General features: G+C 39.2%; 12 protein-coding genes. 2 read left to right on the forward strand and 10 right to left on the reverse strand.

Annotated elements, in window-relative coordinates:
• Window positions 1–69: 69 nt before the first annotated feature.
• The 5 genes from tig to IGJ99_RS08135 all read right to left on the reverse strand — a co-directional run bounded on the left by tig (window position 70) and on the right by IGJ99_RS08135 (window position 4725).
• Window positions 70–1356 carry a trigger factor gene (gene tig / locus IGJ99_RS08115; protein WP_010735252.1) on the reverse strand — a complete coding sequence of 429 codons (1287 nt, stop codon included), beginning with the start codon at window positions 1354–1356 and terminating at the stop codon, window positions 70–72.
• A gap of 151 nt (window positions 1357–1507) precedes the next feature.
• On the reverse strand, window positions 1508–2443 hold the full coding sequence (locus IGJ99_RS08120) for a hypothetical protein (RefSeq protein WP_409173435.1): 936 nt from the start codon (window positions 2441–2443) through the stop codon (window positions 1508–1510).
• A gap of 88 nt (window positions 2444–2531) precedes the next feature.
• Window positions 2532–3209, reverse strand: coding sequence for an RDD family protein (locus IGJ99_RS08125; RefSeq protein ID WP_224434897.1), 678 nt, complete (start codon window positions 3207–3209; stop codon window positions 2532–2534).
• Between the two features lie 188 nt (window positions 3210–3397).
• Window positions 3398–4423 carry a signal peptide peptidase SppA gene (sppA, locus tag IGJ99_RS08130; protein WP_077151451.1) on the reverse strand — a complete coding sequence of 342 codons (1026 nt, stop codon included), beginning with the start codon at window positions 4421–4423 and terminating at the stop codon, window positions 3398–3400.
• Window positions 4424–4434: 11 nt separating this feature from the next.
• Window positions 4435–4725, reverse strand: coding sequence for a hypothetical protein (locus IGJ99_RS08135; RefSeq protein WP_438770744.1), 291 nt, complete (start codon window positions 4723–4725; stop codon window positions 4435–4437).
• 391 nt (window positions 4726–5116) lie between these two features.
• On the opposite strand from IGJ99_RS08135, the gene glmS reads away from it, so the two are divergent.
• On the forward strand, window positions 5117–6925 hold the full coding sequence (gene glmS, locus IGJ99_RS08140) for a glutamine--fructose-6-phosphate transaminase (isomerizing) (RefSeq protein WP_096081576.1): 1809 nt from the start codon (window positions 5117–5119) through the stop codon (window positions 6923–6925).
• Between the two features lie 97 nt (window positions 6926–7022).
• Here glmS and IGJ99_RS08145 read toward each other — a convergent pair whose 3' ends face one another.
• Together IGJ99_RS08145 and IGJ99_RS08150 are read right to left on the reverse strand one after the other, a co-directional pair.
• Entirely contained in the window at window positions 7023–7781 is a 759-nt protein-coding gene (locus tag IGJ99_RS08145) for an ABC transporter permease (RefSeq protein ID WP_438770745.1), read from the reverse strand.
• Entirely contained in the window at window positions 7782–8711 is a 930-nt protein-coding gene (locus IGJ99_RS08150; RefSeq protein ID WP_137072521.1) for an ATP-binding cassette domain-containing protein, read from the reverse strand.
• A 94-nt stretch (window positions 8712–8805) separates the two neighbouring features.
• On the opposite strand from IGJ99_RS08150, the gene IGJ99_RS08155 reads away from it, so the two are divergent.
• Entirely contained in the window at window positions 8806–9765 is a 960-nt protein-coding gene (locus tag IGJ99_RS08155; RefSeq protein WP_023519811.1) for an Rgg/GadR/MutR family transcriptional regulator, read from the forward strand.
• A gap of 73 nt (window positions 9766–9838) precedes the next feature.
• Here the strand turns inward: IGJ99_RS08155 and glmM are convergent, their stop codons facing one another.
• The 3 genes from glmM to cdaA are packed head-to-tail and all read right to left on the reverse strand — an operon-like array spanning window position 9839 to window position 13274.
• Window positions 9839–11194, reverse strand: coding sequence for a phosphoglucosamine mutase (glmM, locus tag IGJ99_RS08160; protein WP_010735243.1), 1356 nt, complete (start codon window positions 11192–11194; stop codon window positions 9839–9841).
• 23 nt (window positions 11195–11217) lie between these two features.
• Window positions 11218–12393: a CdaR family protein gene (locus tag IGJ99_RS08165; protein ID WP_137072525.1), complete on the reverse strand. Its 1176-nt coding sequence runs from the start codon at window positions 12391–12393 to the stop codon at window positions 11218–11220.
• Entirely contained in the window at window positions 12390–13274 is an 885-nt protein-coding gene (gene cdaA, locus IGJ99_RS08170) for a diadenylate cyclase CdaA (protein WP_010735241.1), read from the reverse strand. Before cdaA ends, IGJ99_RS08165 begins: the two co-directional genes overlap by 4 nt.
• Window positions 13275–13359 lie beyond the last annotated feature (85 nt).

The raw sequence follows: 13359 nt of genomic DNA on the forward strand, positions 1-13359 counted from the left end.
GAAAGAGTCTAGGCTTCATCTAAGCGCCTGGACTCTTTCATATAGATGCAGATCAACAATTCTATTCGCTTATTCTGCTTCTTTTGCTGTACTTGTAATCAATTCGATTGCTTTTTTCATGATCACATCATGTTTTAGCATATCTTCTGTCAATACACGTTTGATTTGGTCAATTGGCATATTGTAAGTTTCTGCTAATTCTTGGATCTCTGCAGTGATTTCTTCTTCTGTTGCATCTAAGTTTTCAGCAGCTGCTACAGCTTCGATCACAAGGTTTGTTTTTGTACGCATTTCTGCTTCTTCTTCAAACTGTTTGTGCAAGTCTTCTTCTGTTGAACCAGTTAATTGGTAGTACATTTCTGGTGAGATTCCTTGACGTTGCATGTTGTTTAAGAATTCGTCCATTGAACGGTGAACTTCATCATGGACCATAACATGTGGAAGATCAACGATTTCCGCATTTTCGACTGCCAATTTGATTGCTGCTTCATCTTTTGCATCTTCTGCAGCTTTTTCTTTCGTTTCAGTCAATTCTTTCATGTATTTTTCTTTTAATTCTGCTAATGTAGATACTTCATCGTCTACATCTTTTGCGAACTCATCATCTAGTTCAGGTACTTCTTTTGTTTTCACTTCGTGGATCGTTACTTTGAAGACTGCTTCTTTACCCGCAAGATCTTCTGCTTGATAATCTTCTGGGAATGTCACAGTAACATCTAAGTTTTCGCCTGATTTGTGGCCAACTAATTGGTCTTCAAAACCAGGAATGAATGAACCTGATCCTAATTCAAGTGAATGGTTTTCGCCTTTTCCGCCTTCAAATGCTTCATCGTTGATGAAACCTTCAAAATCGATGACAACAGTGTCGCCATTTTCAGCTGCAGCATCTTCTTTGATGACTAATTCAGCTTGCGCTTCTTGTTCACGTTTAATACGTTCTTCAACGTCTGCTTCTGTTACTTCGCGGTCTTGTTTTTCAACCACTAAGTCTTTGTAATCACCTAATTTTACTTCAGGTTTTACAGTTACTTCTGCTGTGATTGTCCAGTCTTGACCTTTTTCCATGCTTGCTACATCGATCTTAGGTTGAGAAACTGGATCGATTGCTGCTTCTTTAACAGCTGCTTCATATGCTTCAGGTAAGACAGCGTTCAATGCATCTTCGTACAATGCTTCTTCTCCGTACATACGGTTGAATACTTGACGAGATACTTTTCCTTTACGGAATCCAGGAACGTTCAAGTTTCCTTTTACTTTATTAAAGGCAGTTGTCAATCCTTTTTGGATTTGATCTTGCCCGATCGTAAATGTTAAAACACCATCATTTGTGCCTTTTTTTTCGAATGTTGCAGTCATTTATTTCCCTCCGAGTTTAGAAATTCATTTGATACATCAAAAACGTTTCATGCATACCTTTAAATAGTACACTAACCCTTCCAAATTGTAAACATATTGAACGAGGGGAATCCACGTTTTTCATGACTTTTTTATCTTTTCCTCTGTTTTTTTACGTATTGAATAATAATAGTTCTGTCATTATTTTATTTCTTTTTTCAGTGAATTCGTGTTGTTCAGATGCCAAAAGATCCTCACACGGCTGATTCGTATAGGTTGCTACTGTTTGTTTGAACCATTTGTCAAGATTTCCAATGTAGCTATCATAGATCGGATAAACGATTGCCGATTGCATCGCAAACTCTTCTTTCAAGTTCTCACTCATTAAGGCGTCTTCTCGTTCATATGCTTCCGCCATTTGTTTGATTCGTCGATAGGAAGTTTGCTCTTCTGGACGCACCGTTTTCTTTGGTATCACTTCGATCAACTCTTCCTCGATCGTCAAGTATGCAACTGGTGCTGCTTCTTCGACTTGAACGAGCGACTCAAGCAACTTAGCCCTTACAAGAACATGGACCGTTTTTAAAACGATCAACTTTCTAGCGGTCTGGATAAATTCGTGGTAAGGCAGTTGCTCGATTTCTTGAATATAACTCAACTGGGTAGTTGGTTTTTCAAAAGGTAATTTTTCTACCAGTTGATAGATTTCACGAATCTTCTGTCTTCGCATCTGTCCGACTAATTCTTCTGATTGTTGGATTTTCAACAAAACTGCTTGCTCAAAATCATCGGGAAAATCAGCACTTGCAATCAATTTTCGTGCATATAAAAAATCTTTTGCTGTAATCAGTAGATCAAAGTAAAAAGTAGCCAATTCTTCATTCATCAAATACTGTTTTTCATGCAAAAGTGCTTGATGAAGTGCTTCTTCCCACATATCCAATTCTGATAGTGCCAACACGTATAACGTATTCGCTTCAAATGTTGCTTCAAGTTCATATGCACGTTCAAACAGCTCTTTTGCTTGACTGTACTGATGATCTGTTAATGCCTGTTGGCCAATACGCATCAAATTGTCGTATTTATCAGGAAAATCGATCGGTCTCACTTAGGTTCTTCCCTTCACTGTTTTATCATTTGTCTGACACGACTTATTGAATAATAACCATATTCAGCCATTTTCTCTACCTAAAGCATCAAGCATTCATCTCTTGATTAAATGCTTTGATCATATTGATGGTTACTACACTCGTATTTGAGAAATAATCACCGATGTGTTGTTTTTTCTTACTAAAGATAACTGGGAGATAGCCGATAAAAAGTAACGGAAATCTCAAAATGAAGCGACAAGCGCCCTCACGGACTAATACTGTACTCCATGAAAGTTCCTCTTCATCAAAACTGATCACTCGAATACCAAAAATCATTTTTCCAATCGTCTGTCCGTGATTCCATTTCGTCAATAAAATAAAATAAGCTAAATAGGCGATCAACGACAAACTACCATAGATACTCAAATAAGAATCAGAAACTTGAAGCCATCCTAGGTTCACTGCGATACCTAACGTTAAGCGAGTGATTGACCCAATACAAATCAAATCAACCAAAAACGCAGCAAAACGAACCCAAAAACCGGCAAAGAAATAATAAGGAAAACGATTGATACTTGGTTCCTCGGTTTTTTGTTCTGTATATTTTTTCCATTTTTTCTGATTTTCTTTGATCTCAGTTTCTGACAGTGGTTTTTCTTCAAAGGAACTTAGCACCTTTTGAGAAAATCCCGCATCTGGTCCTACAGCCGGTTGGTCATTTTTTGCTTGTGCTGCAAACTCAAGTTCTTCCGACGAGCTACTTGTGTTTTTGTCAGCTGTAATTTCGTCTTTAGGAGCAACTAAAGCGTCTACTGTATCCTGGTTTCTACTAGTAGGATCTACTAATTTATTTTCTTCTACCTTAAAAACTTGTTTAGATGATCCCTCTGTACGTTCAGCTACTTTCGTTTCCTCATTGGTTTTTGAGCGTTCTTCGGGTGTTGACGCGTTCGTTGATTTCTCATTCATGCTTACTCACCTCCATATAGATACATTGCTCTTGGAGATTCTGCTGTTCCTAGACTTTCAAGTAATGACAAGATCTGACTTGTTTCAGAAGCTTGCAACCCTTGTAATTCTGCTAATTTTGCACCAAACCAAGTATTGCCAAATCCAGTAGAACTAGTTGAGTATTCGACTAACTCAGCATCTTGTAGATCAAGATCTTCTCTCATCGCAGCTAAAGCATCTGTTGGATAGCCGATTTCGTCCACCAAACCTGCTTCTTTCGCTTGTACACCGTCGTAAATACGACCATCTGCGACTTTTTTCACTTCATCTTCTGATTTGTTTCTTCCTTCACTAACAACTTTAACAAAACGATTATAGGCGTTATCGATGTAAGCTTGCAACACTGCATGATCTTGCTCAGTTTCAGGTCGAGTAGCCGATCCCATATCTTTTAGTGCGCCACTTTTTACTGTTGTATCTTCGACACCGATTTTTTCAAGTAAGCCCGAATAGTTGAGTCCGGACATAATGACACCGATTGAACCAGTTACTGTTTCTTCCGTTGCAAAGATTTTATCTGCTTGTGCGGAAATATAGTAACCACCACTGGCAGCCATATTTTTCATGCTGACATACATCGGTAGATCACGTTCTGTTCGGACCTCGTTGAGTAAGTTGGCAATTTCTGCACTTTCATAAACTCCGCCACCCGGAGAATTGACTTCCAATAAAATCCCACTGACGCGTTCATCGGCTTCGATCGCTTCAATTTGTTTCAAGAAGTCTTCATGATTATAACTCTCAGTAGCAAATAAACCAGAAGAGCCTCCACTAGCTATGGCACCATCAACGGACAATTTTGCGATCCTTCCCATGCCACTGCCTTCTTCAAGTACCACCGGTGACATTTCATCGTCCCCATATAACCAACTATTGATGTTCCCCATCTGCACCTCTTCTTGCGGTTGCGTCAAACTTGATGATACCAACGAAACAACCAATAAGCCGGCAGCAATCAGTACTGCTATCCAACGTTTCTTATTCATTTTACACGCTCCTAATATAGATTTCTAATCACGATCACCGTTTCAGAACCAGGTTTCGCATTCATCTTTTCTGCTTTTTCTTCAAGGATGTAACCAGTAAACTGTTCGTGGGTCAATTCATCTTCAACGACAAACTGTTGCGCATGTTCGATTTCGAACGCATCAGGGGCGATTTCTTGGATACTGTCCCATCCGGTATCCAAAAAGATTTTAGTGTCATCCGTCACGTGTTCTGTTTTTTCAAATGCTGCAATTTGTTTTTTTAACATCCCCAACGTCATGATTTCTATCTTCTCTTCCATCTTTCATCCTCCTTCTATCTATAATTATTGTACCGAACTACAAGAAAAGATGATAGTCGAATTTGATATTTTTCTTTCGTCCATCCCAATTAGATATATACCAATTTATTTTTTTGTCTTTTTTATTGACAAACCTCACACATTAACGTTATGATTTTAGATGTTTCCAAAGAAAATAATAACAGGAGGATAATTAGACCAATACGGAATAGCGCCAGGTCTGTTTTAACAGATGACGAGGAAAGGGTTGATCGAAGGATTCGGCGGATGGCCCTAGGGACTGCATCCTAAAAAGAAACATAAAAACTACCTGTGAAGGTAGAACAAAAGGTTTCTTACGCAGTTGGAAACGCTAATATCAAGTTTATAACAGAAAGTAGGATGTTTTTTTATGTGCGGAATTGTTGGAATGATTGGATTAGAGAACGTGACACCAGGGTTGATCAATGGTTTAGAAAAATTAGAATATCGCGGGTATGATTCGGCGGGTATCTTTGTCTCAAATGGAAAACAGGACCATTTAGTCAAAGCACGCGGTAGAATCCAAAACCTTAAAGATAAATTATCTCCAGAAACCACTGGTACAGCAGGTATCGGTCATACAAGATGGGCAACTCATGGGGAACCCGCTGAGAAAAATGCGCACCCCCACCACTCACAAAGCGGACGTTTTGTTTTAGTCCACAATGGGGTGATTGAAAATTTTGAAGAATTGAAACAACAATACGTAGCCACTGATGACTTCATCGGCGAAACAGATACGGAAATCGTTGTTCATTTGATTGAAAAATTCGTGGAAGAAACGCAAGATACACAAGAAGGATTTAGAAAAGCGCTAGAAGTCATCGAAGGTTCTTACGCTTTTGCCTTGATGGATCGCACAGCTCCCGAAACAATTTTCGTTGCCAAAAACAAAAGCCCTTTATTGATCGGTAAAGGCCAAGGATTCAATGTGATCGCAAGTGACGCGATGGCGATGCTTGCTTACACTAAAGAATTTATTGAAATCGAAGACCAAGAAATGGTGATCGTTCAAGCAGATAATATCACGATCCAAACAATGACTGGTATGATCATAGAACGTGATTCTTATGAAGCACAAGTAGATGCTTCTGACATTGAAAAAGGAACATACCCTTACTATATGTTGAAAGAAATCGACGAGCAGCCGATCATCATGCGTAAAATCGCGCAAACCTATGTGAATGAGGACAATGAAATTCCTTTAGATCACAAATTGATGGATGAACTATTAGCAAGTGACCGTATTTACATCGTGGCATGCGGCACAAGTTATCATGCAGGATTAGCGAGCAAGCATTCCTTCGAACAAATGACTGACATTCCAGTAGAAGTCCATTTGGCCAGTGAGTTTGGTTATACCATGCCTTTATTATCGAAAAAACCATTCTTTATCTTTTTAAGTCAAAGTGGCGAAACCGCTGATAGTCGTCAGGTGTTAGTCAAGATCAATCAATTAGGTCATCCTTCATTGACGATCACGAACGTTGCTGGTTCTACGTTATCAAGAGAAGCTGGCTTCACTCTGTTGCTACATGCAGGTCCGGAGATCGCTGTTGCTTCAACTAAAGCATATACTGCTCAAATCGCTGTACTAGCTTTACTTGCAAAAGCAGTCGGTGATCAAAAAGGCAATAAACGTTCATTGACATTTGATGTAGCGCATGAATTGAGTATGGTAGCGAATGCGATGGAAACAGTAATTACCCAAAAAGATGAACTCCAAGAACTAGCTGCGGAATTCTTGAATGACACGCGCAACGCTTTTTATATCGGTCGTAGCAACGATCACGATGTCGCTTTAGAAGCTGCTTTGAAACTAAAAGAAATCAGCTATATCCAAGCAGAAGGTTTTGCTGCCGGTGAATTGAAACACGGTACCATTGCACTGATTGAAGAAGGCACACCAGTAATTGGGATTATTAGTGAGGAAATCACAGGGGCTCATACACGTGGCAACTTAAAAGAAGTTGAAAGTCGTGGTGCAAAAACCTTAGTGATCGCGGCACATGGATTAGAAAAAGAAACGGATCAATTAGTGATTCCTGCTGTCCATCCATACCTTTCTCCTCTTGCCATGGTCATCCCGACGCAATTGCTTGCTTATTACGCTACCCTATTGCGTGGATTCGATGTAGACAAACCAAGAAACTTAGCTAAATCAGTCACGGTTGAATAATTGTCCGATTAAAAAATAAGTAATCAATAGCAAAAAATCCAGTGAGAAAAACGAAAAGTTTGTTTTCTCACTGGTTTTTTTATTGTAGTTCGATAAGTTATTTCCACCTCACACACTTATTAAAAGCCAATAATGCTAAGAAACTAAAAATCAAAATCAAACTAATACTCCATAAAAATGCTTGCTTTAATGTTGGATTTGGAAGACCTAGTAGCAACCCTCGAAGTGCTTGGATGATTGGTGTCATCGGTTGGTACTCAGCAAATAGTCTGATCGCTGTAGGCATATTTTCAGTCGGTGCGAATCCTGAACTTAAATAAGGTAAGATGGTAGTCAGGAGAGTAAATAAGCTTGCCATTTCTGATGATTTCGCTAATAACCCAAACAAGGCCGAAATCCAAGTAAAGGCAAGGATAAAACAAAGAATGAGCAACCAAACAAGTAGCCATTTTGCAAAGGTGGCGTTTGGATGAAAACCGATGAGCAATGCCACGGCTAATACGACAAAACTGCTCATCACACTTCTAAAGGCAGCTGCAAATACATGTCCATTTAGAAATGCTCCCCTTGAAAGATTTAGTGTTAGGAGTCGTTCAACCATACCAGAACGGACATCTTGGTTAATGACTAACCCGACGACAGAAGCACTTTGAGCAATACATTGGACTAACACTCCGGGCAAAACAAAATCAACATAAGATAGCTCACCTACATCCATCGCTCCTCCAAGTACATAAACAAAAAGCAACATCAATATCACTGGGGTTAGTAGTCCACCGATAAATGTTTCCAGGCTACGAAAAGATAATTTAATATTACGTTTAAATAATGTATTTGTTTCTATGATTGCTTTCAATTAGACCACTCCTTGTACTAATTTTAAAAAGATGTCTTCTAAAGATGCATTTTTCTGCTGGAAATTTGTGATCCTGATCGGTAATCGTTTTAACTCGTTCAGAAGATCAACTGAATCATTGAAATGATCCCCTACATTGACAGTCACAGAAAGTTTTTCTTCATTTTTTGTCAGTAGTCGTCGTTTAAAATGTGCAGAAAGTAGATTAAAATCCTCTATGGTCAATACATTGATCTCCATTTTCTGTTTGTCATATGTGCTTTTGATCATTTGTGGCGTAGCATTCACAATGATTTTACCTTCATGTAATATAGCCACTTTATCTGCAAGATACTCTGCTTCTTCCAAATATTGCGTAGTCAAAAAAATAGTCCGCCCTGATATTGCGGTTTCTTTGATCAATTGCCACGTTGCGATTCGGTTCTGGGGGTCCAAGCCTGTTGTCGGTTCATCGAGAAAAATCACTTGCGGATCACCGATAAAACTCATCGCTATATCTAAACGTCTTCGCATTCCACCTGAATAATTTTTAACTAGTTCTTGGCTGTATATTTGCAAATCAAACCGTTTCAATAAGTCACTGACAACCTTGTGCTTATCTTTCACATGACGAAGAGCTGCAATCATTTTCATATTCTCGTAACCTGTCAACATCTCATCAACTGCGGCAAACTGTCCAGTCAGACTAATAGCTTCTCGCACTTTAACTCCGTCTTTCAGTAGATCATGTTCATTGATTCGAACTTGCCCTCCATCAAAAGGAAGAATCGTAGTCAAAATTTTACAAAGTGTTGACTTTCCAGCCCCATTAGAGCCTAAAAGAACAAAAATTTCACCACGTTTAACCGTAAAATCTACGCCTTTTAATACTTGTTTTTTACCAAAATCTTTTTTTAGATCAATACTTTCGATTATTTTTTCTTTTTGCATGGCTTCTTCCTCGTTTCTATAAGATAATTCAACTATATATAAAATTAGAAGTATTATTTATTTTAGTTCAATATATTGAAAAGAAGGTGCGCGTATGAAAAGTTACGGAAAAACAATTAAAGAAATTCGCTTAAGTAAAGGGATTTTACTTAAAGGACTGGCGGATAAACAGCTATCGATGTCTCTTCTTTCTCAGTTTGAAAATGAGAAATCAACGATCTCATGCGAGAGATTCCATCACTTATTGTCAAAGTTAGAAGTAACATTTGATGAATTTATATTGATGCAAACTGAGAATACTTTTTCTGCTTCACAATTGGCGATTATCGAATATATGGAATATATGTATATCGAAACAATCCAAGACTGGATAAAGTTAGAAGAACAGTATGAAAAATTGTATATTTATTATCAAGAAAATTATTCTTTAGAATTGGATCATGTGTTACAATTATTTCGTTTTGATTTGGCAATGAAAAAGGAGATTATTCAAGATACGCCTGTCCTTGAAGCATATAAAAAGCATAATCATTACTTAGAACCTGCCAAACACTATTTATTGAATACTGATACTTGGGGTATCTACGAGTTAAAATTATTCGCCCGTATCTCTATAGCAATTGAACCTTCTCTATTATTTCGTTGCTTGAAAATTGCGGTCAAGAAAAGTCAGCGTTTATCCAAAATACCGGGAAATAAAGATATTCTCTATCAAACCTTTACAACAATATTTTCGGTCTTTTGTTTCTTCGAAGAAGTAGCTTACGCTAAAGAAACATTCAAACTATGGAAAACATGGGTCTTTAAAGAAGAGCACATCGAACAAGCCATTTTTATTCCTTTTTATGAAGGTTGGATTGCTTTTTTAGAAAACGATGTGTCTCTTGCTGATCGAATGATGGAACAATCACTCCATCATTTAGAAACATTAGGCATGTCAAAGTCGTTAAAAGGTTACCGAATTTTCAAACAACTCATTCTAACCAATGAATTCCCCGGAATCATTGTAAATGATCCCCTATTTGGCGATTTTTTAGATATCAAAAATTACTAAAGAACGTGCATTTGATCAAAAGAAAAGAGAATCAACATCCTCTACTTGAGGGTTGATTCTCTCATCGTACGTTTTAATCGATTCCAATCTCAGCTTTGACAACTGCTGCGATTTTGTCAACATAATAGTTTACTTTTTCATCAGATGGTGCTTCTGCCATCACGCGTAGTAATGGTTCTGTTCCGGAAGGGCGAACTAAGATACGTCCTTCACCGGCCATTTCAGCTTCTGCTTCTTCAATGACTTGTTTGATTGCAGGAACTTCCATTGCACCGTTTTTGTTACTTACACGGATATTGACTAATTTTTGCGGATAGATCGTTACTTCTGCTGCTAATTCTGATAATTTTTTACCAGTTTGTTTCATGATATTCAACAATTGGATCCCAGAAAGCATACCATCTCCTGTTGTATTGAAATCTAAGAAGATCATATGACCAGACTGTTCGCCACCGAAGTTGTAGTCATTTTTACGCATTTCTTCGACCACATAGCGGTCGCCCACTTGTGTCACAACATCTTTCAAACCGATTTCTTCGACCGCTTTATGGAAGCCGAGGTTACTCATGACCGTTGTAACGATCGTATCTTTTTTCAGACGATTTTTAGCTGACAAATATTTCGCACAGATAAACATGATCTTATCGCCATCTACGATATTTCCTAATTCATCCACCGCAATGATACGGTCGCCGTCGCCGTCAAAGGCAAGACCGACGTCTGCTCCTTTTTCTACTACCATTTCTGCTAGACGCTCAGGATGCGTTGATCCGACACCGTCATTGATGTTCAAGCCATTCGGATTTGTTCCCATCGTGTAGAAATCAGTTTCCAAATCAGCAAACAAGCGATTGACAGATGTTGCTGTTGCACCATTTGCCGCATCTACACAGACCGTTAAGCCCGAAAGATCGCCGTTGATCGTCTGTACTAAGAATTGTGAATATTTCAGCAACCCTTCTGGGAACTCTTCGACTGTACCTAATCCCTCAGCAGAAGGTCGTGGTAATTCATCGACTTCCGCATCTAACAATGCTTCGATTTCTAATTCTTGGTCATCATCTAATTTAAATCCATCTGCACCAAAAAACTTGATGCCGTTATCTTGAGCTGGATTGTGTGAAGCAGAAATCATGACACCTGCGCTTGCTTTTTGCAAACGTGTCAAGTAAGCCACTCCTGGTGTAGAGATCACACCTAATTGAAAAACTTCGATCCCGACAGATAACAGACCAGAAACTAACGCTTCTTCAAGCATTTGACCTGAAATTCTTGTGTCACGTCCAACCAATACACGTGGACGTTTTCCATCTTTCTCATGTTGGCTCAGTACATAACCGCCGCAACGTCCTAATTTGAAGGCCAATTCCGGTGTTAGTTCTTTATTCGCTTCTCCACGGACACCGTCCGTTCCAAAATATTTACCCATAGCTGTAAATTTGCTCCTTTAACTTAATTTTCCGATGAATCCTCTTGACTATTCGGTTGACTACTTGATTGTGTTGTCTCACTTGATGATTCATTCGACCCTTCACTCGATGTTGACTGCGTCTCTTCAGACTGACGTGTCGTCGATGACGAAGAGTTCGCAGGTGTCGACCCTGCACCAGAAGTTGTACTTCCTCCCGAATTTCCGGAATTTCCCGAATTAGAACGGCTAGTGTTTTCCGTGCTTGTTTTCAGGACCGGTGTAATCTCAACATCGATTGAAGGTGGTGTGATACTAAGTCCACTCTCTACCGGAATATCAATATTTCTTGTCGTCCGGTGGACGATCCCAGAAATATCGATTGGTATCGTGATGCTATTTCCTAGTTGAGCCAGTTGACTCTCTGAACCAGTGACTTCTGCTTCAATGTCAGAGAAACTGAAATCGTAACTCTCCACATTATCTGCGGGGGTCCCTTGTGCTGTTCCATAAAGTCGAATCGTTTTCGTAGGCTTTGTTACCGTTGCTTTTGCAGTGACTTGCACTGGATCTGAAACAATACTTAAAGGTTCTCCTGCACTATTCAATGCTTGTACAGTGACTCTCGTATCGACCCCATCGTCCGTGATCATCGCAGGTTCGATCCTCGCTACGACCTGTTGGATCTCTTCCAGTGTCTGATCGCCAGTCGTGACCGTCACTTTTTTTGGTGATAATTCAAGGTCATTCAATTCGAATCCAGCTGGAGTTGATTCTGTTGTGAGTAAAGGCGTGACCTCAAATTCTTTTGTCACTTTTTTCTCGATAGTCACTGTGATCGTATCCGGCTCTAGTTTTGCTTTGACTGCACTGCTCAGATTTCTGATTTTCAATGGTACTTCATGTGTTCCTTCACCTAAACCAGTGAGATCTGCTGTCACCCGAAACATTCTTGTATCTTCAATTGCTTCGGCATTCAACTGAACACGATTGGCACTGGACAACTTCGCTGTGACCGTACTCTCATATCCATGGATATAATATTGATCCGTATCGTATAAAAGTTGTACTGACACATCAGAAACGTTTTGCGTATAGGCTTCATTTCCTGACAGCGTGTCTTGGACAGATTGTCCATTTGCATTAAAATACAGCACAATACTGAATAATAACGCAACAAACGCATATAAGATACTTTTACGCCTCTCTTTTGAGATCATTTGTGATCCCCTCCTTTAGTCATCACGTCTAAGAAGGTTTGGAGCGTATTTTTATTTTTGTTTTTTTCTTCGACGATCAAATTTTTACGCAAGATCGTCAAATATTCTTCTTGAGATAAGCCAGGCATCAATTGGTTATCCAACGTAATGCTGACATCTCCTGTTTCTTCTGAGACAACGATCGTAATCGCATCGCTCGCCTCACTGACTCCGACAGCCGCTCGGTGACGGGTTCCGAATTCTTTCGGAATCAACATACTTTCAGATAAAGGCAAGTAGGCACTGGCTACTGCAATTTTTCCATCTTTTACGATCACTGCACCATCATGCAGCGGTGTATTCGGAATAAAAATATTGATCAGTAATTCGCCAGTGATATCGGCATCTAAAGCAATCCCTGTTTCGATATATTCATCCAACCCAGTGTGGCGTTCGATCGTGATCAAGGCACCGATTTTACGTTTGGACATATATTGGATCGCTTTGTCGAAAGAAAGGATCATCTGTTCATCTTCTTGCTTCTCACTCTTCGATTGTTTGAAAAGTGAGCTACGACCGAGGTGTTCTAATCCACGCCGTATCTCTGGTTGAAAAATGACGATAGCCGCAATCACACCATACGTGATCACTTGATTCATCAACCAAGATAAGGTATGTAGACCAATAATCTCGGCTAAGATCCGAATAACAACAAAAATCCCTACCCCTTTTAGCAATTGGATTGCTTTTGTTCCTCGCAATAGTTGAATGAGTTTATAAACTAAATACCAAACAACCAATACATCGAGTATGTTCACCAAAAAATTCTGAGAAAACAAGTCACCGGAAAACATTTGTCGCCAATAGTCTAAATTAAAAAGTTCTCCGATTTGAAATGACATAGACAGCCTCTCTTCTCTTTTGAGATTTCCTCTTTAGTATATCATATGTTTCCTCAGAAGAGACTTATCTGCTTGGAATTTCCTA

The sequence above is a fragment of the Enterococcus sp. AZ095b genome (assembly GCF_051714725.1).
Lineage (GTDB): Bacteria > Bacillota > Bacilli > Lactobacillales > Enterococcaceae > Enterococcus_B > Enterococcus_B pernyi.